This window comes from Brasilonema octagenarum UFV-OR1 (genome assembly GCF_963888615.1).
Lineage (GTDB): Bacteria > Cyanobacteriota > Cyanobacteriia > Cyanobacteriales > Nostocaceae > Brasilonema > Brasilonema sennae.
Genome location: NZ_CAWPKW010000360.1, coordinates 1 through 26,782 on the forward strand (window position 1 = coordinate 1; position 26,782 = coordinate 26,782).

The following is a 26,782-nucleotide window of genomic DNA, read 5'->3' on the forward strand; positions in this document are numbered from 1 at the left end:
GACTCTGCTTTGTTTGACGCTATTGGCTTTTGTGTAGTTTCTGAAGATGTAGAAACAGAGGGAACAGGGAACAGGGAACAGGGAACAGGGAACAGGGAGCAGGGAGCAGGGAGCAGGGAGCAGGGAGCAGGGGACTGTATCAATTGTTGACTTGCAGCATTTATCCACAACTGAACAAGAAGTTGCTTTGCAGCAATTGGCGCAAGAACAAGCGCAACGACCTTTTGATCTGACAACTGAAGCATTAATCAGGGCAACATTAGTAGTGCTGTCCGAGACAGAACACGCCTTATTAATGTGTATGCATCACATTGTCTTTGATGGTTGGTCAATGGGTGTGTTTGTTCAAGAACTAGCAGCACTGTACAATGCTTATTCTCAAGGTCAGCCGTCACCTTTAACATCACTGGCTGTGCAGTACGCAGATTTCGCAATTTGGCAAAGAGACTGGTTGCAAGGGGATGTATTACAAAGCCAACTGAATTACTGGCAACAACAACTAGCAAACGCACCAGCTTTATTGTCGTTACCCACAGACCGACCAAGACCTGCTGTGCAGACTTTTGCTGGCTCACATCAAGAGTTTGCACTGTCGATTGAGTTAACTGAGAGATTGGTAAAACTGAGCCAGGAGCAAGGTTGTACTCTCTTTATGACACTGTTGGCAGCTTATGATACCTTGCTTTATCGCTACACAGGACAGGAAGATATTTTGGTGGGTTCGCCAATTGCTAACCGCGATCGCTTGGAGGTTGAAGGGTTAATTGGCTTTTTTGTCAATACTTTAGTCATGCGTACCAACTTGGCAAGTAATCCGAGCTTTAGTGAATTACTCACTCGTGTTCGAGACATGGCAATGGATGCCTACGCTCATCAGGACTTGCCTTTTGAAATGCTGGTGGAAGCATTGCAGCCAGAACGGGATCTGAGTCATGCACCATTATTCCAAGTGATGTTTACACTTCAGAATGCGCCCATGTCTCAACTAGAGTTGACTGGGTTAAGTGTCAGTTCTTTTCTAATAGAAAGCACAACAGCCAAGTTTGATTTGAGTTTATCAATGCAGAACACTGCTACTTCGACTACGCTCAGTACAAGTACTGGACTAGTGGGTGTGTGGGAGTACAACACTGACTTGTTTGATGAGCGCACTATCGAACGGATGGCAGAGCATTTTGTGAGATTGCTTGAAGCTATTGTTACTAACCCGCAGCAGCAAATCTCACAATTGCCGCTGCTGAGTGAAGTTGAACAACGACAGTTACTTGTTGAGTGGAACAATACTCAAGCGGATTATACTCAAGACAAGTGTATCCATCAGTTGTTTGAGGAGCAAGTTCAGCGCACTCCGGATGGTGTGGCAGTTGTGTTTGAAGATCAACAACTGACTTACTATGAATTAAACTACCGCGCTAACCAGTTAGCACATTACTTGCAGTCCTTGGGTGTAAAACCAGATGTGCTAGTCGGGTTGTGTGTAGAGCGTTCTTTAGAAATGATAGTAGGACTACTGGGTATTCTCAAGGCAGGTGGGGCTTATGTGCCACTTGATCCAGACTATCCTCAAGAACGCTTGAGCTTTATGCTTGAAGATGCTCAAGTTCCAGTGCTGCTGACTCAACAGCAACTCCTGGAAAAGTTACCTGAGCATCAAGCGCAAGTTGTATGTTTAGATTCTGACTGGGAATTTATTTCTGAGTCAAGTCAAGATAATGCGAACGCTGGTGTGCAAGCAAGTCACTTGGCTTATGTGATTTACACTTCCGGTTCTACAGGCAGACCCAAGGGGGTTATGATACCACATGGGGCGATCGCCAATCACTGCGGTACTATTCAACAAGCTTACGCACTTGGAAAGAGCGATCGCGTACTCCAGTTTGCCTCAATCAACTTCGATGCCTCATTAGAACAGATATTTCCTACACTCATAGTTGGCGCTACCTTGGTACTCCGAGGTTCGGATGTATGGACTCCGACAAACTTCCAAAAAATCATATCGGATTTTGGACTTACTGTTGTTAATCTGCCAACTGCCTATTGGCAACAATTAGCCCAAGAGTGGGTCAAAACACAAGTGTTAGATACCAACAGCCAACTGAGACTTGTGGTTGTTGGTGGAGATGCAATGTTGCCCGAAGATGTTGCCATTTGGCAACGAAGCCCAATGTCTTGTGTTCGTCTGGTCAACGCTTATGGTCCGACAGAGACAACCATCACCGCAACCTTGTTTGAAATTCTTCCCCAGTTGCGTGAAGAAATCAATCTGAAAAAAATACCTATTGGTCGTCCCTTGCCTAACAGAACTGTATATATTCTAGACAAGTATTTACAGCCTGTTTCCATTGGTGTACCTGGAGAATTGTACATTGGTGGTGCGTGCTTGGCAAAAGGCTACCTTAACCGCCCAGAACTCACCCAAGAAAAATTTATCCCAAATCCTTTTTCTGATGCTAAATCAGAACGCCTTTACAAAACAGGAGACTTGGCACGTTACCTGAGTGATGGCAATATCGAATACCTTGGTCGCATCGATAACCAAGTGAAAATTCGCGGCTTCCGCATAGAACTGGGAGAAATTGAAGCAGTCCTCAACACCCATCCCCAAATCCAACAAGCCGTAGTCATTGTAAGAGAAGATATTCCAGGTAACAAACGCTTGGTTGCTTATGTAGTTCCTAGTAATGAATCACTCACTATCAACCAACTGCGTCAATTCCTCAAACAACACTTACCAGAATATATGGTGCCCAGTAGTTTTGTCATCTTAGACAAACTACCACTAACACCCAGCGGCAAAATAGACCGCAAAGCATTACCAACACCGGATGGGGAAATTAGCCGGGAACATGAATATGTTGCGCCACGTACAGTTATAGAACAAACTTTAACCAATATCTGGCAACAACTGTTACTTAAAGAAAAAGTCAGCATCCACGACAACTTCTTTGAAATTGGTGGCGACTCAATTCTGAGTATTCAAGTCGTTTCTCGTGCCAAAAACTCAGGAATACAAATCACTCCCAAACAAATATTCCAAAATCAAACCATTGCCGAACTTGCTCAGGTTGCTAATACAACAGTGAGTGTTGAATCTAAACAAGGTGTAGTGACAGGAGTTGCACCCCTCACACCGATTCAACACTGGTTCTTTGAGCAAAATAAGCCAGAACGACACCACTATAACCAATCAGTTTTCTTGCAAGTTCCAAATCATCTGCAAAGTGAATTAATTGCAACAGCCGTGAAAAAATTACTAGAGCATCACGATGCTTTGCGTTTAAGATTTACATCCGTTGCAGATGAATATAAACAAATCAATCAAGGGTTAGATGATAACGTACCATTTACCGTAGTTGACTTATCATCAACACCCAGAGATGAACAACCACAAGCCCTAGAAAAAATCGCTACCGAATACCAAGCAAGTTTAAACTTGTCAACAGGGCCGATAATGCAAGTGGTAATGTTTAACTTGGGTGATGATAGTGATGCCAGGTTACTAATTATTATTCATCATTTAGCAGTAGATGGTGTAAGTTGGCGAATTTTATTATCAGATCTACAAAAAATATATCAACAATTAATTACTCACAAACCGACTAAACTAAGTCCGAAAACAACAGCATTCATTGATTGGGCAGAGAAGTTAAACGATTATGCACAATCAGATCTTGTAAAACTTGAGTTAGACTATTGGCTGAACCAACCTTGGTCTAAGATAACGCCACTACCATCAGATTCTGCTGATATTCAACAAGAAAATACAGTAGGTAGTGCTGCTGGTGTGTCAGTGAAATTAAGTCAAGAAGAAACCCAAGCTCTCCTCCTGTCAGTAAACGAAGCTTACAACACACAAATTAACGATATACTGCTAAGCGCATTAGTAATTTCAATAGCACAGTGGACTGGAAATTCAACGGTACTAATTGACTTAGAGGGGCATGGCAGAGAAGAACTATTTGCCGATGTAGACTTATCACGGACTGTAGGTTGGTTTACTAGTTTATTTCCAGTATTGTTGCAACTGCCTTCAATCAACCAACCAGGAGAAATTATCAAATCAATCAAAGAACAATTACGAGAAATTCCTAATCGTGGCATTGGCTACGGTATATTGCGTTACTTGTGTAAAAATACGACTGTTAAGGAACAAATACAGACAATTCCTGCTTCCGAAATTAGTTTCAACTACCTGGGACAATTTGATCAAATACAATCAGAAACAGGTTGGAAATTTGCGCCTGAATCTGCTGGAGATATCCACAGCTTAAAGCAAACTAGTAACCATCTATTGGATATTAATGCTCTGGTAGTAGGAGGTGAATTACAAATTGATTGGACTTACAATAGTCATGTGCATACTCGTGCCACAGTGGAGAAATTGGCACAGAACTTTATTCAAGCAATCAAATTAATAATAGAACATTGCCAGTTAAAAGAAAATAGAGGATATACTCCGAGTGATTTTCCAGAAGCACAGTTGAATCAATTACAACTGGATGAATTATTAACTCAGTTCCAAACTAAAAATCTTGAATCAATTTATCCGCTTTCTCCTTCACAACAGGGAATGCTCTTTGAAACTCTAGCTGCTTCTGAGTCAGGGATACATCTTGAGCAGTGCATTTTAAACTTGCAAATTGAAGAATTTGACACCTTAGCTTTTGAAAGAGCTTGGCAGCGAGTCGTTGATCGCCACTCGGTTCTCAGAACAGCCTTTATTTGGGAAAATCAAAATGAGCCACTACAAGTTGTACTGAAGGAAGTGGAGATTTCACTTGAACTACAAGATTGGCGTGGACTTTCTCTGTCCCAGCAGCAAGAAAAATTAGAAACCTATCTTAGTGTAGATCGACTGCGTGGTTTCGAGATGACTGAACCACCGCTAATGCGTTTGGCGCTTTTCCAAGTAGACTCGAATGCTTATGAATTCATCTGGACTTCTCATCACATTCTTACAGATGGCTGGTGCGTGCCTCTCATCTTAAAAGAGGTTTTCGCATTCTACGAGGCATTCAGCAAAGGTCAAGATTTATTACTAGAACCCAGTCATCCCTACAGAAATTATATCGCTTGGCTAAAACAGCAAAATTTGTCGCAAGCTGAAGCATTTTGGCGGAACAAACTTCAAGGTTTTAAAAGCCCAACACCATTAGGAATAGAAGCTGAACCTATTAATTTTTCTGCTGAGGAAAAACGCTACGGTGAACAAACAGCCAGCTTACCAGCTTCGGCAACAGCAGCTTTACAGTCTTTGGTGCGGCAACATCACTTGAGCTTAGGTATTTTAGTTCAAGGCGTTTGGGCTTTGCTGTTGAGTCGCTATAGCAGTCTCGAAGATGTGGTATTCGGCGCGACTTTCTCTGGTCGTCCTCCAGAATTGGTAGGGGCTGAATCGATGTTAGGTTTATTCATTAATACCCTACCAATGCGACTTAAGGTTTCTTCCCAAGCATCACTTTGGTCTTGGCTTAAAGATATCCAAGATCAAAATTTCACGCAACGCGATTATGAATACTGCTCTCAAGGACAAATTCACGAATGGAGTGAAGTACCTGGCTCATTACCCCTTTACGAGAGTCTGCTGGTTTTCCAAAACTATCCAGTCGATTCATCAGCAAAACAGTCTGCAAACCATGACAGAAATCAACCTCAGTCTCGTGCTATTGGCGCACAAACGAAATATGCTCTCACCATTCTAGTTAGCCCAACTTCACAGCTAGAGTTTCGCATTATTTATCAGCGATCGCGTTATGATAATCCAGCTATAACCTTTATTTTGGAACATTTTCAAGCTTTATTGAACAGCATTGTTGACCTTCCAGAGCAGAATCTTGAAACACTAATAGAAAGGATTTCAACAGATCAAATTCCGCAAGTTAGACTGCCTGAGAAACTTGTTCAAAAAGAACCGCGAAATGGCTTTAACGAACCTAAAAATCTCTGTGAATTTCAACTGCTACAAATTTGGGAACAAATTCTAGGCATTCATCCTGTCAGCATACAAGATAACTTCTTTGAACTTGGGGGTCATTCGCTTCTGGCTGTGCGTCTGATGTCCCAGATTCAAAAACACTTCCAGATCAATTTACCTTTATCTATTTTGTTCCAATATCCCACCATCGATCAACTAGCACATTTTCTGGATTCTTCAACAGATTCTTTACCTTGGTCTGCCCTAGTTCCTATCAAAACTAATGGTAATCAACCACCTCTATTCTGTGTTCACCCTGGTGGAGGAAATGTTCTTTGCTATCACCATCTTGCCTATTATTTAAATTCAGACCGCCCATTCTATGGACTACAATCTGTCGGTTTAAATCCTGAAAATCCACCTCATACTAGCATTGAACAAATGGCGAGTCACTATATCCAAGAGTTACAAACTGTTCAACCTCATGGTCCTTATTTTCTCTCTGGCTGGTCTTTTGGTGGCTTAGTAGCTTTTGAGATGGCTCAACAACTTTCTCGTCAAAGTGAACAGATAGCTTTGTTGGCTCTACTAGATACTACTCCTCCTTTTCTCAGTTATAAAGGAGAAGTAGACTATGCTTTTCTATTAGTAGAGTTATTTAAAGATAAACTAGACCTCTGTTTAGAAGAACTGCGGCAATATGAACCAGAGAAGCAAATCTTTTATGTTATAGAACAAGCTAAACAGAAAAATATATTCTTAGAAGGTGTTGACTTTGATCAAGCTCCTCATCTTCTAAAAATTTTACAGATCAACGCTCAAGCCTTACAAAATTACAAGCCTCAATTTTATTCAGGATCAATTGTTCTATTGAAAGCTAGTGAGACTGATGAAGACTTTGAATATCACTGGAGTGAACTAGTGAAAGATATAGAAACTGTTGTAGTTCCTGGTAATCATCTAAACATGGTGTCACCACCTCAGGTTCAAACCTTAGCTCAAAAACTCGAAAATTTTATTGAACAAGCAAGAAATAAATCAATAGACATTTCGTGAAAAAAATCCAAGAAAGCATTCAATCACTCTCAGATATTTTGGGTGAAATTGAAAATGGTTCAGTTTATTTGAAATTAAATTGTGAGGAACTGCAGTATGGCTACTTCTAATCAGATTAAATCCAAGGTGTGGGAAAACAAGCAAGAGTATTCCTTAAATACAGAATCTTTAAGAATGCTCTTAGAAAACCGAATTCCTTTAATTCGGCTAAAAGAATTTGCTACACCACAAGAGTGTGAGAGTTTAGTAGCTCAAGCTGAATTGTTCAACTTTGACTGCTATCAAGATGTGAATCCCAAGATTGAGCGGATTGGCATCACAGTATTTGAATATAATCGCATTAGTAAAACAGCTTATTTTCAAGCAGTAGAACGCACAACTAAATTAAGAGACTGCATTATGGCAGCGTCTTTCAATCCATTAGAACGCTTAATGGTAAAAATTCGACAGTGTACAAGCGCGACTGTGCGAATTGCTTCAGAACCCTTCTATGGTAGTTATTATGCAGGACTGATCAGAAAAATAGAGCAGGGTACTCAACTTCATATTGATTATGCCCCGTTAGAACAATCTGAATGGGAAGTTGGTACAGTGATTTCTCAGCTTTCCTGGAATTTGTACTTAAAATTTTCTCCTAATAGTCATGGCAAAACACGCGTTTGTGATCGCCAGTGGCAACCAGGAGATGACCAATATAAACTCGATTCCTACGGCTATAGTGATACAGTAATTGCAGATGCAGATACGATCGCTTTCCAACCTTATGTAGGAGATGTATTCATTTTCAATACACGCAATTTTCACACTGTTGAGCCGATGGATGGACAACGTGTGACTTTCACTTCCGCGATTGGATTACTACCTAACGGTGAAATTATTTTGTGGTCTTGAAGCTGGTAAATAAAAAGTAGGAAGCAATTTGGTAAACATAGTGAGGAAGTGATTCATGCCTTTAGCAGCTGTGATGACTGCGCCTAACCACCCAGTTGAAGTGCAACAATTACCAGACCCGATTATAGAAAAGGGTGGAATCATTATTGAAACCTTATATAGTGAAGTTTGTGGAACTGATGTACATTTACTACGTGGGCATCTACAGGGAGTACCATATCCAATCATCCCTGGACACTTCTGTGTTGGTCGTGTGGTAGAAACAGGTGGACTCCTTTGTGATGTCAATGGTAAGTTAATTCAGCCAGGAGACTTCGTCACCTTTCTGGATGTCCACGAAACCTGTTACAACTGCTGGTATTGTCTAGTAGCCAAAGCATCCACTCGCTGTCCACAACGCAAAGTTTATGGTGTCACCTACTCAGCCAAAGAGGGGTTATTGGGTGGTTGGTCTCAACTGATTTACCTTAAACCAGGGGTTAAAGTTCTAACTTTACCTGAAGAAGTCTCACCAAAGCAATTCATTGCTGGGGGATGTGCTTTACCAACTGCACTACACGCTATTGATCGAGCGCAGATTCAAATTGGCGATGTTGTTGTGGTGCAGGGTTGCGGACCTGTGGGTTTAAGTGTGGCAATTTTAGCTTTGCTTTCAGGTGCAGGTAAAGTGATTGTCATTGATAAATTTGAGAGTCGATTATTAGTTGCCAAATCCTTCGGTGTAGATGAAACCCTTGTAATTAAGGCTGACGATCCACGACAACATATTGAGCGGGTTTTGGAATTGACGCACGGACACGGTGCTGATGTCACTATTGAAGCCACAGGTATTCCCATTGCTGTCAAAGAGGGCTTGAATATGACCAGAAATGGAGGTCGCTATGTTATTGTCGGGCATTACACTAATACGGGTGAGATTCTCATCAATCCACACTTGGAAATTAATCTCAAACATATTGATATTCGCGGAACTTGGGGAATTGATTTCAGCCATTTTTACAGAATGATTGAATTACTAAAACGCCATAGTGATTCCAGTAAAAATCTTGTTTGGGAAAGCATAATTACTCGTTCATATACATTAGAAGAAGTTAATCAAGCACTGACGGATGTAGAGCAAGGCTCTGTATTAAAAGCTGTGATTCAGCCTAATATTTAAACGTTTATATCATCAATCAACATGAGGAGTATCTATGAATATCACTGTAGAAACTAAATTTAATCAAACTTCAATCAGTCACATTGAACGTATTCATAAACCTTCGCTAGAGAACTTTAAACACACAGTTCTCTCTTATAAATATCCTGTAATTTTTACGGGTATAGTAGCTGAATGGAAAGCATTTTCTTTATGGTCATTGGATTATTTGAATAGCGTTTTAGGTGAAAAAAAAATTAATGTTCGCGTTTCTGATCATCAAATATTTACCTATGATTCAGAGGCTGGAATATACCCTAGCAAAAAAATGAAGTTTACTGACTTCACGGATTGGATTGTGAATAAAAAAAAAGATAACCAATACTATTACATTCAGCAGTATCCAATTCATACTACCTTCCCTGAACTATTTCCAGATATTACAATTCCAGATTTGATTGATAAAAACTTATCCATCGATACTGCTCGTTGGTTGGGTATTACAGAGAAGGAAATTTCAGATTATATTGATAAATACTTATCTCTGACTACTATTTTCTGGATGAGTACCAATGGCAATATCACGCACTTACATCACGATCCAGTAGAAAGTGTGTTATGTCAAGTGCGTGGTCGAAAGCGAATTTTACTGTTTGAACCAAAACAAAGTTCGTTTCTATATCCTTTTCCTAAAAATTCAAAAGTACCATTTATGAGTCAATTAAATATTGACCAACCTGATATTGATAAATTTCCTCAATTCAGAAATGCAAAATATATAGAGTGTATCCTAGAACCAGGTGAAATACTATTTTTTCCCTCTTTTTGGTGGCATCAAGTCTACTCTCTTGATGAGCTAAATATTTCTGTTAGTTTCGTTTGGAATACAAAATTGAAAAAGTTTTTTAGACGAAAGATTTTTAAAGAAAACAAATAAATTCAAAAAACTTAGTTTTCATCGATGAGAAAGGTATCAGAAACTACTATTGGCTTGAATAACAGGGAGAAGATATGCTCACAGATTTAAAAATTGCCTTTATCGGGGGTGGCACGATGGGCGAAATGATAATTAATAGATTGTTATCAACAAAAACTGTTGAAAAATCTGAGCGAATAATTGTCAGCGATCCACTGTCTGCACAATGCCTTCATTTGGAAAAAGAATATGGAGTACGTACTACCAACTGCAACATAGAAGCGGTACAAGGCGCATCTATTGTGATATTGGCGGTGAAACCGCAGGTTTTGGCAGAGGTTATGGCTATGCTGAAGGGTAAAATTCCACCTGATGCTTTAGTAATTAGTATTGTGGGTGGAGTGAGTATTTTATCTCTGTGCCAAGGGTTGAATCATGCTGCTGTTGTTCGGACAATGCCGAATATTGCAGTACAAGTTGGCCATGGGACTACGGTGTGGAGTCTATCATCAACTGTGACGGAGATACAGCGATCGCATACTCAAGTCATTCTACAAGCATTAGGCAAAGATTTTGCGACTCAAAATGAACATTACCTTGATATGGCAACGGCGCTGAGTAGCGCGGGGACTGGATTTGCATTTTTGTACATCGAAGCGATGATTGATGCTGGGGTGAGGATGGGTTTAACTCGGACACAAGCCCAAGAACTAACATTGCATACGATTGCTGGTAGTGTAGAACTTATGTTTCACACGAGTGAACATCCAGCAGTCTTACGCAACAAGGTAACTAGTCCTGGGGGAGTGACTGCTGCTGGTCTTTACGAGTTAGAAAAAGGTGGTATGCGAACTGTCATTTCTAATGCGGTGCTTGCTGCTTTGAGCCGCACTCAACAATTAGGTAATATGAGTTGAAAAAGTATACTCGACTGCAAAGATAAATTTGAGTTACAAGTCCTGAGCAGAGGTTTATCATTCCCTACTTATTACTGATTATTCAGCAGAAAAAAGTAATAAGATTGATAAAATATTTTAGTTGAATCCCAAAATATGCCAACCCAAGTTGTTCAAGCCCAATCCTCAACAAATGCTTTCACAGACTTTATCCGATTCTGGAAAGATGTAGCAGCCATTGCTGTCCCTTATTGGTATCCAACTAAGCCAGGGGAAAGAGCTTTTTCAGATGTAATTCGTGCTTGGGGAATGCTTCTTCTCCTAATATTGCTAATAATCGCCCTTGTAAGTGCAAATACTTTTAATAGTTTTATTCATCGCTACCTTATCGATGTCATCATTCAAGAGAAAGATTATTCTAAATTTACTTATACTATATCATTTTATGCTGTAGGACTTGTCTTGATAACGCTTTTAGTAGGATTTTCTAAATGGATTAGAAAACAAATTGCCGTTGATTGGTACAAATGGCTTAATAAGAAAATTTTAAATCAATATTTTAACAACCGTGCTTATTATAAAGTTAATTTTAAAGCCGATATTGATAACCCAGATCAACGTTTATCCCAAGAAATTGAACCAATTACCAGTAATGCTCTCAGTTTTTCAACTACTTTCCTAGAAAAAATACTGGAAATGACGACTTTTTTAATAATTGTCTGGTCAATTTCCCAACAAGTAGCTGTTGCTCTGCTTGCCTATACAATTATAGGTAACTTAATTGCTATTTACTTAAATCAAGAATTGATTAAAATTAATCAGGCGGAACTCGAATCTAAAGCCGATTATAGTTATTCTCTGACTCATGTTCGCAATCACGCTGAGTCAATAGCTTTTTTTCAAGGAGAAAAACAGGAACTGAATATAATAGAACGCCGATTTAGTAATTTCATAAAAAATACTAAAAACAAGATTAATTGGGAGAGAAGTCAGGACATTTTTAACAGAGGATATCGGGCTGCTATCGAATTTTTCACACTCTTAGTACTTGGACCTTTATTTATTAGAGGTGAAATTGATTTCGGACAAATTGGACAAGCTACTACAGCTTGCTATTTTTTTGCTGGCGCTTTGGAAGAATTAATACGTGAATTTGGCACTTCTGGAAGATTTTCTAGTTACGTTGAGCGTTTATCTGAGTTCTCAGAGGCGCTAGAAGCAGTGACGAAACAACCAGAGAATGTGAGTATTATTAAAACAATAGAAAATAATCATTTTGCTTTTGAGAATGTCACGTTACAAACGCCTAACTATGAGCAGGTCATTGTCGAAGATTTATCACTCGCTGTTCAACCTGGAGAAGGTTTATTAATAGTGGGACCTAGTGGTCGAGGTAAAAGTTCTCTGTTAAGAGCGATCGCTGGTTTGTGGAACGCAGGAACTGGTCGTCTGGTAAGACCATCGTTAGAAGAAGTTTTATTTTTGCCCCAACGTCCTTATATAATCTTAGGAACTCTGCGCGAACAGTTACTTTATCCTAATACAAATCGTCAAATGAGCGATGCAGAACTCAAAGAAGTTTTGCAACAAGTCAATCTGCAAAACTTACTTAGTCGAGTCGATGGCTTTGATACAGAAGTTCCTTGGGAGAACATATTATCCTTGGGAGAACAACAACGTCTAGCATTCGCACGACTAATAGTTACTCATCCTAGTTTCACGATATTAGATGAAGCAACAAGTGCTTTGGATTTGAAGAATGAAGGACACTTATATCAACAGTTACAAGAGACAAAAACAACTTTTATCAGTGTTGGACATCGAGAAAGTCTATTTAATTATCATCAATGGGTTCTAGAACTTTCACAAGATTCTAGTTGGCAACTTGTGACCGTGCAGGATTATCGAACTCAAAAAGCACAAGAAATTGTCACTAATTCCCCTGAAAAAGCTCAAATCACAATAGATGATTCTCCCAAGAATGAATCCCAAATCCAGCAAGAAATAGCAGCAGAAATAGGGACAATTGAAGGGCTTTCTCATAAAGAAATCCAGATATTAACAAACTATTCAGTTAGCACCGTTAGAAGCAAGGCAAGCAAAGGTCAATCCATCACTACTAAGGACGGCTTAACTTACTACTATAATAAAGACCCAAAGGTCTTGAAATGGGTGAGAGTTTAGTACCATACTTAGCAGCAACTTCACCAGTGGCATGTTTCCTTAACCCGCTTTTGTCAATAATTAGGGGTGTAAGGGGAGCCAGTGCACAGGCTAAGTTTCCCGCAAAGCGAACCTTCGGTTCGCTTTGCGACTTGTTGCAAGAGCGTCTGGGCAGGAGTTAGCACAAGCGCGTTGTAGGGGGAGTAATTGGTAGGAGTTCAAAATCTTATCTAGCGCAATATTTTCAATAGTGATACCAAATCCGGGTCAATGACCCCCTTTTCCATTAGTCCGCGTAGGCGGTGAGTAAGCGCGCTCTTGGTAGGGTTTCCAACGCACGTTTTCGGGGGAAGCTTCCCCCGAAAAGCTGCCGCCCCGTTGTAGCAACTGGCGTGCGACTTCCAGTCGCCAGGATCAAAAGGGGGTTACAAAAGCGGATTTAGTATGAATGATTAGTCAAGCAATTAGACAATCTCCTCGCTTAACGAGCACCCGCTACATACCAGGCTTGATATGATTTGTCGTTTTGTTAAGAAAGGTTAAAATCTCAGGCAAGAGAGTTACAAAAATTCACAGTGTATTTTGAGAAGAGTTTGCAAGAAGTCTGATACGATAGACCCAAAGATAATTGAGATTATTCTTCATTAAGACAGATGCGTATTCCAGTTGTTTTGACAATTTTTCAGGAGAGAAAGTCATGACTAACATGGCTGTTCAAACTCCTATGTTGATTCCTTGGTGGTCAGCGAATACCTGGTTCACCAACCTCTCAGGCCGACTTTTAGCTGCGGATATTGCTCATGCAGGCAAGATTTGTCTTATGGGCAGGAGCGATAACCTTGTTTGAACTGGTTCCCTTCAATACTGCACAACCAATGTACGACCAGGGCTTGATTCTCTTTTTGCCGCACCTGGTAAGCCTAAGTTAAGGAGCCACTGCCCTTCGGGTATGCCTCCGGCACGGGCTTTGCCGAACGCAGTCGCCTAGGTCGGGAGAGCCGTCATTCGCGCTGTCTCACCGTGCGCGGGTTCCCCGCGTTGAGGCATGTGGCGTGAGCCAGTTAGGTGGTGAGCCAGTCGCGCCCGAGAGCGGGAAACCCTTTCCTCAACTCAAAAGCCAACTGGCAATCAACAAAAAAGGTTGATGATTATTAGCAACAACTTATCAAGATAAAAGCAATGCAAACATACGGTAATCGAAACGTCAAATATGATTGGTGGGCTGGTAACGCTCGCTTCGTTAATCTCTCTGGCTTATTTATCGGCGCACATGTGGCGCAAGCTGCACTAACAACTCTCTGGGCGGGTGCATTTACTTGGTTTGAACTCTCTCGATACAACCCTGCGGTACCGATGGGTGAGCAAGGGCTGATTTTGCTGCCCCACTTAGCGACTTTAGGCTTTGGTGTGGGAGAAGGCGGTCAGGTAGTGAATACTTACCCCTATTTCGTGATTGGGGTTTTGCACCTTATCTCATCTGCTGTTTTGGGTGCAGGTGCGCTCTTCCATACCTTCAAAGGTCCTCGGAACTTGAAAGACGCCTCTGGTCGCGCTCGTAAATTTCACTTTGAATGGGATGATCCCAAAAAACTCAGCTTTATCTTAGGACATCACTTGATTTTCTTGGGAGTAGGGGCTTTACTACTCGCGGGGAAAGCAATGTTCTGGGGAGGACTCTACGACTCCACAATTCATGATGTCCGACTCGTGAGTGAGCCTACCCTCAACCCATTTGTTATCTACGGCTATCAAACCCACTTTGCCAGCGTTAACAACTTAGAAGATTTAGTTGGCGGTCATATATATGTGGGTTTTCTGCTCATTGGTGGAGGTATTTGGCACATCCTTACACAGCCTGCTGCTTGGGCGAAAAAGCTTTTAATCTTCTCTGGTGAAGCCATTCTTTCCTACTCTTTGGGTGGTATTGCCTTAGCAGGATTTGTTGCAGCTTACTTTTGTGCGGTGAACACCTTAGCCTATCCCGTGGAATTTTACGGTCCTGTTTTAGAACTCAAATTCGGCGTAACGCCCTATTTTGCCGATAGCGTCAAGTTGGCGAATGGCGCGTACACGTCTCGTGCTTGGTTGGCAAACGCCCACTTCTTCTTAGCTTTCTTCTTCTTGCAAGGACATCTGTGGCACGCACTGCGAGCCATTGGCGTTGACTTCAAACAAGTTGAAAAAGCATTAAATGCTGTTGGTAGTGATACTGCTAGCAGCGAATCGTAAAACTTTATAGATTGTAAGATTTCGGTAGTACTGGTGGGCATTGCCCATGCCCACCTTACTTCACTTCAACAGGTAATTTTTGGGTCAGACACCAGTCATTTAGATTCCCAAAATCTCAGAATGTTCACAAAGGAATTTAATTGTGGCAATTTCTACTGATAAAACCTTTGCAGCATACACAGATTCCCCCTGGTTAATTGGTAATGCTCGTTTAATTGACTTATCTGGTCTGCTTTTGGGCGCTCACGTGGCTCACGCAGGCTTGATTATGTTTTGGGTAGGATCAACGACCATATTAGAAGTGGTACGGTTTATCCCAGGCATACCAATGTATGAGCAGGGACTCACTTTGTTACCCCACTTGGCAACTTTAGGGTGGGGAGTAGGTGCTGGGGGTGAAGTTGTCGATACTTATCCTTACTTTGTCATTGGAATGTTGCATTTAGTCGCATCTGCTGTTTTGGGCGCAGGGGGACTTTTTCATGTGTTTCGCGCCCCAGCTATCTTGAAGGATGCTGGAGGACGGGCAGCAAAATTTCATTATGAATGGAACGATCGCAAGAAATTGGGTTTCATCTTAGGTCATCATCTGATTTTTCTAGGTTTTGGTGCATTGCTACTGGTGCTCAAAGCAATGTTTTTTGGTGGAATTTATGACACCAACATTGGAAATGTCCACCTGATTACCAATCCTACTCTTGACCCAAAGACAATCTTCGGCTACTTAGTTGGCATAAAAGATAGCACCAGGACACTTTTAGGAATGGCAAGTGTTGACAACTTAGAAGATGTTATCGGTGGTCACATTTGGATAAGTTTAATTTTAATTGCGGGTGGTGCCTGGCACATTCTTGTGGCACCTTTTGGTTGGGTTCGGCGAATTTTCCCAATTGCAAATGGTGAAGAAATTCTTTCCTACAGTTTACTAGGTTTGGCTTTGATGGGTTTTATTTCTGCCGTGTTTGTTGGGTATAACACGACAGTTTTTCCGCCAGAGTTTTACGGTAAAGACCGTCTTGGTTCAGCAGATATCCAGTTCTTTTTGGGTGTATTGGCGTTTTCAGGTTTTGTTTGGCATTATTGGCGATCGCGTCAGCAACTAGGGGTGTAGGGGGGTAAGGGTATAGGGGTGTAAGGGATACAATCAGTGGGGGCACCGGATCCTTTCGGTTCCGAGGTAGGGGTGCACCACAAAGAAAACCCTTCCTTCTCCACGCCACATGCCTCAAGTCGCAAAGCTCGCCGGACGGAAGATTCCGCCCGGCAACGCCAGACGCCTCAACGGGGGGAACCCCCGCACGGCGCTGGCTCGACTTTGCGGGAAACCCGCCCACGGTGAGACAGCGCGAATGACGGCTCTCCCGACCTAGGCGACTGCGTTCGGCAAAGCCCGTGCCGGAGGCATACCCGAAGGGCAGTGGCTCCCCTACACCCCTACACCCCTATACCCCTTCTTGGTCAAGCGTGACCTTAATGGATTTTTTCTCAACTACAGCTAAATAAATGTTTCATGCCTGTAGTTACCAGGAGTTAGCTGCAGGCAATTTTTTGAGGTTATTTTTGGGGCTTTACAATTATGCTTACACTTTTTTGCGCTGTATCGGGATGGGCTATTCTGATGTTCTTGATTTGGAATGTCTGGATAACTTTGAAAACAGGAGCAAGTCATCTCAAAACTTTGCACCAAATTCCTTGCTCTGGTTGTGAATATTTTACCAATGACTACCGCCTCAAGTGCACAGTTAACCCAGTGAAAGCATGTTCCCTAGAAGCACTCGGCTGTCTTGACTTTGAACCAAAGACCGATTGTTGTAATGCTAACCAAAAGCGACCCAGAAAGCTGTGTAAATAGCAAAAATCTTAAAAGATGCCAAGTAAATACGCCTTAGCTTACCGGGACTGTCAGGATTGGGAAGTAAAGAGTAAAAGATAATTTCTTTTGACTTTCTCCCTTTGTTTAGTCTCCGATAACAGGAGGTTTCATCTTGACTAGGCTAAAAGTTGGTATTAATGGATTTGGTCGTATTGGGCGTCTTGTGTTTCGCGCTGGGATCGACAACCCTAACATTGAGTTTGTCGGGATTAACGACTTGGTACCACCTGATAATCTCGCTTACCTACTAAAGTACGACTCAACTCATGGAACCTATAAGGGCAATGTTGAGGCAAAGGATGATGGTATCGTTGTCAATGGACAGTTCATTCCTTGTGTCTCAATCAGGAATCCAGCAGAATTGCCCTGGGGTAAATTGAGTGCAGATTATGTAGTTGAATCTACAGGTCTTTTCACTAACCATGAAGGAGCTGCGAACCACCTCAAAGCAGGAGCAAAGCGGGTTATCATTTCAGCTCCCACCAAAGACCCAGACCGAGTTCCTACTTTACTAGTAGGTGTTAATCATCACCTATTTGACCCCGCAAAAGACACCATCGTTTCCAATGCCAGCTGTACCACAAACTGTTTGGCTCCCGTTGCTAAAGTCATCAACGATAACTTTGGGTTAACCGAAGGGCTGATGACCACAGTTCACGCCATGACCGCCACTCAACCTACTGTAGACGGTCCGAGTAAGAAGGACTGGCGAGGAGGTCGCGGTGCGGCGCAGAACATTATTCCTTCCTCTACAGGCGCAGCAAAAGCAGTCGCACTCGTTTTGCCAGAGTTAAAAGGTAAGTTGACTGGTATGGCATTTCGGGTTCCTACCCCTGATGTTTCGGTAGTCGATTTAACCTTTAAAACTGCCAAAGCTACTAGCTACAAAGACATTTGTGCTGCCATGAAGCAAGCTTCGCAAGGAGAGCTAAAAGGTATTTTAGGCTACACAGAAGACGAAGTTGTTTCCACAGATTTTCAGGGCGATGTTCGTTCTAGCATCTTTGATGCGGGTGCAGGTATTGAACTCAACTCTAACTTCTTTAAGGTTGTTGCTTGGTATGACAACGAGTGGGGTTACTCGAATCGTGTTATTGACCTCATGTTGTCCATCGCACAGAAGGAAGGTCTTTTGGAGCGTGTACTTGCTACTGTTGCTTAACAGTTAATAGTTAACAGTTATCAGTTATCAGTAACAACTAATAACTGATAACTATCATTAATCAGCACTGGAACTCGCGACAACAACGGAAAGCAAAAATACCGGGCGAAGTGTAGCGGTTCCTCTTAGGAACGTCCGATTGGCAGCGATGCTCCGGAGGAGCCACCAAAGGCGATTGCGCAAAGCGCAGACGCCAGAGGCGTATCGCCACCCATTATGAATGAAAGAAACATTCTTTCCGTGTTAAGCGTTCCCTGTTAAGCGTTCCCTATTCCCTATTAAGCATCTTTCTTGAAAACTAGTGCCACACAATTCACTCATGAAAATACTATTTTTTAACCAATTTCCAAAGCTGTAACTTTTTCGGGTAAATATTCTCCTCTATCTTGTAATTCTGCTCGTTCTCAAGCTTGGATCGCACTGCTTCCAGGTAAGAATTGTGGGAAGGGTTGTATAGAAACACATCTCTGAAATTATTAGGAATTTGCGGTACCTTTGATTCATTGATCAATTCAAAGCGTACTTTTGGATCAATTTGGTCAATCAGAGAGAATTTATCAGCTAGAAGAGACCAACTTCCCTGACAGGAACTCATCACAAGTGGCTGACTAGATTTGTTGATAATGTCAACCACTTGGGGAGTATAAATGTTTTGATACTTAAGCCACCAAGTTTTTGCTTCAGAACTACTTACACAGGATAGGACTCCAGATGTCAGCAGCACAACCATAACAACTTGCCAAAGCTTTTGTTTCCAGATGTTAACAGAGATGGGAATAATTTGAGTGGCTAGGAGATAAGCAACAGCTAGCTGAATACCTAAATAGAAAGGGATTAAATACCGGGGGGTTTGCGATCGCACCCCTCCAAGAATTAAATCCGGTATTGTTAAAGGTAGCGCTGTCACGCCAATCAATGTTAAGACAAACAACCAAACCCGCTTTGGAGTTTTAAGACAAAGAAAAGAAATCGAATATCCTACCAAAATTAAGATAAAAGGAATCAATAATTTGGTTAGAATTTTCAATTTAGGTTCATGCTCGTAACTGCCTAAATCGTAGCCAAAATCTATGAAAAAATAACTAAGGTTAATAATCCAGTTTTTCATTAAAGTTAACTGGGAAACTTTATCAGATGTCCAGCGTGTTGTATTCTGAGCTTGTGCAAAATTAATAATAATAACCAAAAGCCAGGGTGTGAAGGCTAAAAACCCTAATAAAGAGGCAAGCAGATAAGCAATAACCGTCTTAGTGAATCGAAACTTTTCAGTTGCAACTACATAGATACCATGAGCAATTGTCACCAACGCAGAAAACACAAATGTATACAGCCCTAATACCATACTAACTGCATACATTGCCCAACTGAGCTTTGTTTTTAGTCGCATTGCTCGTAATAATGTTGCGCTTGACAGCAAAATTGTTGAAGTCCACAAACTGTACTCTCGCGCTTCCTGTGCGTATAGCACATGAAATGGCGACACAGCTACCAGTGCAATCGCTACCCATCCCACAAGCGACGAATCAAATAATTCCAGACATAACCAGTAGATGCAAGGGAACACCAACAAGCTACTCAGGGCAGAGAAACTTCTTATTACCGCCACTGAACTACCAAACCATTGCACCCAAAATCGCGTGATTACGTAATATAATGGCGGATGCTGAGGATCTTCTACTGCTAAAGATTTAAGAGTATCTGTTAAGGTTTTCTCTGAAGTGGGATGCTGATACTTCTGTAAATCTTCAACGCCTACTTCTTTACCATTGCAAACTTGCTCGACCACTTCTGACATGGTGTAGCCAAAAATCCGTAATGAGGTAAAAGTCTCATCGTACCAGTAGATTTTTCGGTCAAGATTGACAAAGCGAAAAAACACGCCCAGTATTAATAAGACGATTAGTAAAAACCGTAACCAAGTTGGAGGAAGGACTTTGTTATACATCAGTTCGACCTTCTCATTCTTTTATAAAGAGTGATTGAAAATACAGACTTTCTCTGTCTTTTCAGTTATGTAAGAGATAGCTTTAGTTAAATGTAGCTTTATTTACAAGATACGGGCGTCGTAAATATACGGGATTTTGGTGGCAACTTGGGCAGAAGAAGCTTAAGAAGAACGCAGAACGCACCAACGCATTAAATCCCCCGGATTTTATCCGGGGGATTTAATGCAGACTGAGATTCCTGACTTTGCAAAAGTTGTCGGAAATTTAGTTATTCACGTTTGCGCAGCGTATCTATACGGCTTATGATTTAGGACTGCTATAACTATCATTAATCACCACTAGAACTCGCACCAACAAGAGAAAGTGATTTTCCGATGTCCGTCTGATAAACTTCGTTTAATTCATGAAAATGCTGTTCTACTGTTTTGACTGGTCGCGCCTCTTGCCAAAACTCGGTGAGTAAGTACGGGTTCTCTCGAATAGTACGGAGTTTGTACTCGAAGTCTCCTTGTTTTGAAGGGTCAAAAATGAAAGCTGGATGGCGAACAAACTCTTGTGCGCCTCCTCGATTTGAACAAAGTACTGGCACGCGACAGGCGATAAGTTCAAAAGTGACTTGTGGCAAATTATCTTCCCATTGTGATGGGACAACTCCCAAGTGGATTCCATCCAACATATTGGGAATATTCTCGTATTTGTACCCAGGGTAGAAACGGAAACGGTGAAGAGATTGAGCCAGAGATAATAACCGTCCTTTCTGCTCAATTGACGCTCCCAACTCGACCGAATCATAAATTCGGCTTGCTACAACCAACTCAAGCGAACTTAATTCTTCCTGTGGTAAAGAACGTAGTTCTTCTAACAAGAAGTAGAATCCTTTATCTCTTCTTGCTGGTCCCATATAGATTAATTTAAAGGGCTGCCCTTGAGTATACGTCGCTGGGTTGCTGGGTGGTACTTGAAACTGAGCCGATTGGCTGCCTATATATTTTGTCGTCAATAAAGCTGGGTTCACTCCGTATTGGTTATAAATGGAAGTGGTTCGCTCAGAAACAGATAGCGCAACATCAACATAGCGGTTTATAAGAGAAACGATTTCCTCTCGTCGATAGCGGTACAAATCGGCTTGCCGAGGCATATCTGTACTACTCATCTCAAGAGGTTTGTTCAAGGGAGATTTTGTACGAGTTATCAGTTGATACCAAATTTGGCTGTAGATCCCCCTGTAAATTTTTTTAGCTACAGCCACAGGAAGTGATTGCTGATCCTGACCTAGCAAACTTCCTAAATGATTTAGTTTTCTAAGAGTCAGTTCTAAATCTACATGTATTTTTGTGTCTAGGCAGGAAACACAAGCTCTTCCTTCAAGATAATTTGAGCATGGGCTACTTTCTAATTTCCATAAATTAACTTGAGGGCAAACCGACCAATAGTTATGTAAGCTAAATACCACCCGAGCGCCACTCTCTTTAGCTATCTTAAGGCAAGTAGCAGTTAATCCTTCCAAGTTATGAAAGTGAATAATTTGAAAAGGTCCATGTTCTACTAAAAACTGTTGAAAATATTTTTCTAAATCAGGATTTTCAACGTTTCCTATAGGGTTATCAAAATAAAAGTGAGAAGGGGAGAAAACAGGAGAATTAACTATTGAAAAGGTTGGAACACTAGGATGACGACTGTTACTAACCTGTTTAACGTAAGGTTGTTTACCAAAAAAGGTGTAGTCAACCCCACTATAAAGAAAATTCACTTCATAGTCACTTTGTTGACTAAAATAATCAATCAAACTCCGGCAGTATATTGATACACCTCCCCCTAAAGATGGTTTTCCAAAGTAAGGATCCCAGTTGTAATAAAGAATTTTGTATGACATTTTAGTCTCCAATCATGAAAGTCAGCTTGATAAAGGTAATATCGAAATGACATTAAAAAATAATTTCACTATCGTTTGATTCTGTTTCATATAGCAGTCCTAAATCATAAGCCCTACATCTACGCTACAAAAAACGTAAGATTTTCTCCTCTCTTTCTTGGCGTCCTTGGCGTCTTGGCGGTTCGATAAATTCTCACAACTCATATAGGATTGCTATAGTTGTAAACGGAATCTTTAATTTATGAAAATCAAATTAATTACATGTGGGAGAATAAATGAGCATCTGATGTAGACCAGTCTGCCTTAACTAAAAACTTACAGAAGTTTGGCAAACCAGGATTACCAGTACCAAAAAAGTCACCTCCATCTACAACCACAGATACAGCTTCTTGAATATCATCTAGCGTTTCACTATCTGCATGTGATAGATATATCGAAACTAGATACAAGCCATTCACTAAAGGCAAATTTTCTATGCCACAAAGAATATAGCCTTGATCAGAATTAAGAGTCAGATAATCGTTGGTGAAATTACTCCTTAATAACAAGTCAAAGGTACCTCTTTCATCGGCGAAAGCAATACTTACAACTACATTACTCAGACGCTTTCCTATATAGTTTGAATATCCTACTTCAAAATAGTAATTTTTTCCAGATTGTAAAACTTGCTCTTCATGACCTTTTTCATTCAAGATTCTAAAACTAGAAACTCTGACTCTTCCAGAACCAGTGCGATCTCTTCTCTGGTTTAAGGGTAACTCTTGAGCCAGACTGTAAGACTTTTCTAGGTAAACCCTAACAGCTTCTTCTGAAGTCCCATCTACACACAGTGTGCCTTGTTCAAGAAGAATTCCGCGATCGCACAAAGATTCCACCATACTCATGTTATGAGTCACGAATAAAATAGTTCGCCCTTCCTTCGCCACGTTATTCATCTTTCCCAGACATTTCTTTTGAAATTGCACATCCCCCACTGCTAGTACTTCGTCCACAATCAGGATTTCTGGTTCTAGGTGTGCTGCTATGGCAAAAGCAAGGCGTACGTACATCCCAGATGAATAATGCTTCACAGGAGTATCTAAAAACTTCTCCACTTCTGCAAAAGACACAATTTCATCAAACTTCTTTTTAATCTCAGCCTTGCTCATACCCAAAATAGCACCGTTCAGGAAAATGTTTTCTCGTCCTGTTAATTCTTGGTGAAAACCTGTTCCCACTTCCAACAAACTTGCGACTCTTCCGGTAATTAAAATTTGTCCTGTTGTGGGTTCAGTAATCCGGCTTAAAATCTTTAAAAGAGTTGATTTTCCTGCTCCATTGCGACCGATAATGCCAACAACTTCGCCCTGCTTAATATCAAAAGAAACATTCCTCAACGCCCAAAAATCTTCATGATTTGGGTGGGGTATTTTTTTGCCAAAGGGTGTTAGGAGTTTACGACTGATGGCTTTGGTGGTAGTGGCGATCGCATCCCGCAAAGTACTGTTAGCTCCCCGTTTTTGGTGGCTAATTGTATATTTCTTGCCTAAATTTTCAACCCGGACTACATTATCAGACATACTCTCACTCCCTACTTAAATAACATCTGCAAACGTGCGTTCGGTTTTACGGAAGTACCAAATACCACTGGCAAGAAGCAGAGAAGCCAATCCCATAGATAGAATGAATCCCGGCAAGTAGAGTTTTGACTGCCCGCTCAAAATCGCCCAACGAAAGCCATCAATCACCCCTACCATTGGATTCAAAGAGTAGAGTAAGCGCCACTTTTGCGATATCACGCTGCTACTATAAGCGACTGGAGATACATAAAAGCCAAACTGCACAAGAAACGGTACAATATGGCGGAAATCACGGTACTTGACATTCAGCGCCCCTAACCAAAGCCCCCCTCCAATCGCCACTGCAAAGGCAATCAGAATAAAGAACGGTAGCGTCAAGATACGCCAATCGGGCACAAAGTTATACCAAGCCATCAACGCTAACAGGATGATGCCAGAGATTAGAAAATCTACAAAGCTAACAATCACTGAGCTGACTGGCACAATCAAGCGAGGAAAATAAACTTTGGAAATGAGGTGACTACTATGGATCAAGCTGAGACTGCACTCTGTTAAAGAGCTAGCAAAAAATTGCCAGGGCAGCATTGCTGCAAATACTAAAATAGGGTAGGGCACACCCTCCGAGGGTAACTTCGCGAGATTGCCAAACACCACTGTGGAAATAATCATTGCTAAAAATGGTCGAAGCAAAGCCCAAGCAATCCCAATCACAGTCTGCTTATACCGCACCAAAATATCGCGCCAAGCTAGAAAGTAAAACAGCTCTCGATAGCGCCACAAATCTTTCCAATACAGACTTTCAGTTCGACCGGCTTTGATAAGAGTTTTTGTAGTATCCATTTACAAATAACTGTTGGATGCTAGCTATGTAAACACTATTTAGACTTCTGCAAAGCGGAAAAATTCCTGAGATGGTTTATACATGCCATCACAAAACTTCCGATTTGACGTTGGGTAATCAAATCATGATTTAAACTAACAATTAAACAGGTATTAGACGTATACGCGACATTCACACTTTTGGTTCAAACCTTAATGCAAGAGCGTTATGAAAAAGCTACCTTGATACTGACATAAATTAAACCACTATAAGTAAAATCTCTGCTCCACATGACTTATTTCGTTAAGGTGGCTGATTTAGACTAATCCTCTTTCCTTGAGCCATTCCTTTTAGGAAGGTATTATGGTTAGTTATACCAGTAGGTTTACAGGTATCAAGTCTAGAGAAAAAAATCGAAAGTCTGTATCAGGTAAATTTTTTCGATATTGCCCCCAGTTGGCTAGTTGTATGAATTTGGGTATCCATAAGCTCTGCAGCTTTGCCTAGAGTATTGATATGCTTAAGTATATTGAAAGCTCTTAGTTCCGAGTATATAGCATAATTAAACTTTCAACACACAAATTTGATAAAAATAAGAAATTTCCTAGGAAAACAGAAGCTAGTATTATGAGTCCGGTGAACTGATAAAACCTAACTAGAAACTTTTCATGAGCAACGTTGCGTAGAGCAAAGAGCAGTGGCAGCAATGAGCCTGGTTTTTATCAAATATTTTACGTAAACAACTAACATTTTTTTGAGAAAAGTATCTTGAAAGTCTGAAAATTTATATGTATCAAGTTCTCTTGACAAATTAAAAAGTATCTGAGATTACTTTCAATCTTTACCTACAGTTATATCCAATTACATAGAATTGTAAAATTAGTACATAAAAGTGTATAAATAGGCAGATTGAAAAATCTCTAATATCAAAGTAATTATTACTTAAGGTTTTCTATGGATTCAGGGAGTTGCTTAAAAATATGTCACTTTCCAGTGGATAAAGAATTGGGTTTTAGCTTTTATTGGTAGCTCTTAGAATTCACCCATGTCTGTTAAAGCTCCTAAAACACAATAGTTATGACGACTATATCTATCCCAACAGTCGAGTACCTTCCGATTGCAGACATTTTGATCAATGGTGGTACTCAGTCACGCGTCAAACTCAACTGGGATGTCATTGCAGAATATGCGGAAGCGATAACGTCGGATGCCATCTTTCCCCCAATTTTAGTCTTTTACGACGGCAAGAACTACTGGCTGGCAGACGGTTTCCATCGGCTGCATGCAACTAAAAAAGCTGGGCGTCAGGAGATTGCCGTAGAAATACACCAGGGTAACCGCCGCGACGCTTTGCTGTACTCAGTGGGAGCCAATGCCAATCATGGTTTACGACGTACTAACGCAGATAAACGCCGTGCGGTGAATATAATGCTACAAGATGAGGAGTGGAATCATTGGAGTAATCGCGAGATTGCCAAACGTTGTGGCGTTTCCGAATTTATGGTTCGTCAAATGCGTGAATCTATCTGCGATAAAAACGCAGATACCAAAAAACGCACTGCACAACGCCAAGGAAAAACTTACACACTTGACACCACTCACATTGGCGAGGGAATGACATCGACAAATATTGGAGAATCTTCAAAGCAACATTCGGAGGACGAATGCGAACGGGTGCTTATATGTACAGATAATCCTCAACAAAGTCAATGTGATCACCAAATTGACGTGTTAGTAGGGCAGCCTGATAGTAGCACGTACGTTGCTAATAATGAACAAACTTCCAGCTTTAAAGAGTCGGAGGTACAGCTTTTCAATGGACAATCGTTGACTAATGTACACCAACAACTTGAACATCAGTCTTACGCTACGCCCTCAACAGAAACGATTAACCTTCAAGACATAATAATTAATAAAATTGCAATGGAAATCATACATCTGTCTCCAGAGCAGTTGAGTAAGATCATCTCCACATCTGCTAGCAATGGGCTGAGTAAATTTCATCTCAAAACAATCATTGAAGCAGCTAAACAAGCGCTCAATGAGGGAAACCAACAGGAATACTTTCACAAGAGTTATGCTGTTGTAGGCATGGAGTCACAAGAAACAAAAAGATAGACCTGTGCAGATGCACAATTATAGCTAAACCAAGACAAACTAACCCAATTTTGTCAAATTTTAGATGACTTTTCCCCTATTTCTTGATAAGCTGTCTAATGGAAGCCTCGTAAAGTTTTGCGGGGTTTTTTAGTGTCACGGGGTCTAACACGTAAAAATTTTGGCAGCCTTATTACTACGAGTACTCGTCTTGGAACACTAATTAACCAAACAAAGGCTGCCTGATTT

At 41.0% G+C, this 26,782-nt stretch carries 14 protein-coding genes and 2 pseudogenes; 12 read left to right on the forward strand and 4 right to left on the reverse strand.

Annotation, left to right across the window (positions count from 1 at the left end):
• Window positions 1–136: 136 nt before the first annotated feature.
• The 11 genes and pseudogenes from AC5590_RS32420 to gap all read left to right on the forward strand — a co-directional run.
• A pseudogene (locus AC5590_RS32420) lies at window positions 137–6,970 on the forward strand (non-ribosomal peptide synthetase); the annotation flags it as partial.
• A gap of 96 nt (window positions 6,971–7,066) precedes the next feature.
• The gene (locus tag AC5590_RS32425; protein WP_169267353.1) at window positions 7,067–7,861 is read left to right on the forward strand and encodes a 2OG-Fe(II)-dependent halogenase WelO5 family protein; all 795 of its coding nucleotides are present in this window, start codon (window positions 7,067–7,069) and stop codon (window positions 7,859–7,861) included.
• Window positions 7,862–7,916: 55 nt separating this feature from the next.
• Complete coding sequence (locus AC5590_RS32430; protein WP_169267354.1) at window positions 7,917–9,020, forward strand: zinc-binding dehydrogenase; 1,104 nt, start codon at window positions 7,917–7,919, stop codon at window positions 9,018–9,020.
• A gap of 34 nt (window positions 9,021–9,054) precedes the next feature.
• Entirely contained in the window at window positions 9,055–9,936 is an 882-nt protein-coding gene (locus AC5590_RS32435; protein ID WP_169267355.1) for a cupin-like domain-containing protein, read from the forward strand.
• Between the two features lie 74 nt (window positions 9,937–10,010).
• Window positions 10,011–10,832: a pyrroline-5-carboxylate reductase gene (proC, locus tag AC5590_RS32440; protein ID WP_169267356.1), complete on the forward strand. Its 822-nt coding sequence runs from the start codon at window positions 10,011–10,013 to the stop codon at window positions 10,830–10,832.
• A gap of 135 nt (window positions 10,833–10,967) precedes the next feature.
• Window positions 10,968–12,995 (forward strand): ABC transporter ATP-binding protein/permease, encoded by a 2,028-nt coding sequence (locus tag AC5590_RS32445; protein ID WP_169267357.1) that lies wholly within the window; start codon window positions 10,968–10,970, stop codon window positions 12,993–12,995.
• A 685-nt stretch (window positions 12,996–13,680) separates the two neighbouring features.
• Window positions 13,681–13,897, forward strand: a pseudogene (locus AC5590_RS32450) (chlorophyll a/b binding light-harvesting protein); the annotation flags it as partial.
• A 256-nt stretch (window positions 13,898–14,153) separates the two neighbouring features.
• Window positions 14,154–15,203, forward strand: coding sequence for a chlorophyll a/b binding light-harvesting protein (locus AC5590_RS32455; RefSeq protein WP_169267358.1), 1,050 nt, complete (start codon window positions 14,154–14,156; stop codon window positions 15,201–15,203).
• Window positions 15,204–15,345: 142 nt separating this feature from the next.
• The gene (locus tag AC5590_RS32460; RefSeq protein WP_169267359.1) at window positions 15,346–16,314 is read left to right on the forward strand and encodes a chlorophyll a/b binding light-harvesting protein; all 969 of its coding nucleotides are present in this window, start codon (window positions 15,346–15,348) and stop codon (window positions 16,312–16,314) included.
• Between the two features lie 465 nt (window positions 16,315–16,779).
• Window positions 16,780–17,055 (forward strand): hypothetical protein, encoded by a 276-nt coding sequence (locus AC5590_RS32465; RefSeq protein WP_211178645.1) that lies wholly within the window; start codon window positions 16,780–16,782, stop codon window positions 17,053–17,055.
• 133 nt (window positions 17,056–17,188) lie between these two features.
• The gene (gene gap / locus AC5590_RS32470; protein ID WP_169267360.1) at window positions 17,189–18,238 is read left to right on the forward strand and encodes a type I glyceraldehyde-3-phosphate dehydrogenase; all 1,050 of its coding nucleotides are present in this window, start codon (window positions 17,189–17,191) and stop codon (window positions 18,236–18,238) included.
• 328 nt (window positions 18,239–18,566) lie between these two features.
• Here the strand turns inward: gap and AC5590_RS32475 are convergent, their stop codons facing one another.
• The 4 genes from AC5590_RS32475 to AC5590_RS32490 form a co-directional block, all read right to left on the reverse strand.
• Window positions 18,567–20,183 carry a glycosyltransferase family 39 protein gene (locus AC5590_RS32475; RefSeq protein ID WP_169267361.1) on the reverse strand — a complete coding sequence of 539 codons (1,617 nt, stop codon included), beginning with the start codon at window positions 20,181–20,183 and terminating at the stop codon, window positions 18,567–18,569.
• A 329-nt stretch (window positions 20,184–20,512) separates the two neighbouring features.
• Complete coding sequence (locus tag AC5590_RS32480) at window positions 20,513–22,057, reverse strand: glycosyltransferase (protein WP_169267362.1); 1,545 nt, start codon at window positions 22,055–22,057, stop codon at window positions 20,513–20,515.
• 257 nt (window positions 22,058–22,314) lie between these two features.
• Complete coding sequence (locus tag AC5590_RS32485; RefSeq protein ID WP_169267363.1) at window positions 22,315–23,616, reverse strand: ABC transporter ATP-binding protein; 1,302 nt, start codon at window positions 23,614–23,616, stop codon at window positions 22,315–22,317.
• Between the two features lie 15 nt (window positions 23,617–23,631).
• Complete coding sequence (locus tag AC5590_RS32490; protein WP_169267364.1) at window positions 23,632–24,456, reverse strand: ABC transporter permease; 825 nt, start codon at window positions 24,454–24,456, stop codon at window positions 23,632–23,634.
• 1,057 nt (window positions 24,457–25,513) lie between these two features.
• On the opposite strand from AC5590_RS32490, the gene AC5590_RS32495 reads away from it, so the two are divergent.
• A complete protein-coding gene (locus tag AC5590_RS32495) occupies window positions 25,514–26,554 on the forward strand; it encodes a ParB/RepB/Spo0J family partition protein (protein ID WP_169267365.1) in 1,041 nt (346 codons plus the stop codon).
• The last annotated feature ends 228 nt before the right edge of the window (window positions 26,555–26,782 follow it).

Coding starts and splice junctions, on each gene's coding strand:
- AC5590_RS32425 (WP_169267353.1), top strand. CDS start 7,067: ATGGCTACTTCTAATCAGATTAAATCCAAGGTGTGGGAAAACAAGCAA.
- AC5590_RS32430 (WP_169267354.1), top strand. CDS start 7,917: ATGCCTTTAGCAGCTGTGATGACTGCGCCTAACCACCCAGTTGAAGTG.
- AC5590_RS32435 (WP_169267355.1), top strand. CDS start 9,055: ATGAATATCACTGTAGAAACTAAATTTAATCAAACTTCAATCAGTCAC.
- proC (WP_169267356.1), top strand. CDS start 10,011: ATGCTCACAGATTTAAAAATTGCCTTTATCGGGGGTGGCACGATGGGC.
- AC5590_RS32445 (WP_169267357.1), top strand. CDS start 10,968: ATGCCAACCCAAGTTGTTCAAGCCCAATCCTCAACAAATGCTTTCACA.
- AC5590_RS32455 (WP_169267358.1), top strand. CDS start 14,154: ATGCAAACATACGGTAATCGAAACGTCAAATATGATTGGTGGGCTGGT.
- AC5590_RS32465 (WP_211178645.1), top strand. CDS start 16,780: ATGCTTACACTTTTTTGCGCTGTATCGGGATGGGCTATTCTGATGTTC.
- AC5590_RS32475 (WP_169267361.1), bottom strand. CDS start 20,183: ATGTATAACAAAGTCCTTCCTCCAACTTGGTTACGGTTTTTACTAATC.
- AC5590_RS32480 (WP_169267362.1), bottom strand. CDS start 22,057: ATGTCATACAAAATTCTTTATTACAACTGGGATCCTTACTTTGGAAAA.
- AC5590_RS32485 (WP_169267363.1), bottom strand. CDS start 23,616: ATGTCTGATAATGTAGTCCGGGTTGAAAATTTAGGCAAGAAATATACA.
- AC5590_RS32490 (WP_169267364.1), bottom strand. CDS start 24,456: ATGGATACTACAAAAACTCTTATCAAAGCCGGTCGAACTGAAAGTCTG.
- AC5590_RS32495 (WP_169267365.1), top strand. CDS start 25,514: ATGACGACTATATCTATCCCAACAGTCGAGTACCTTCCGATTGCAGAC.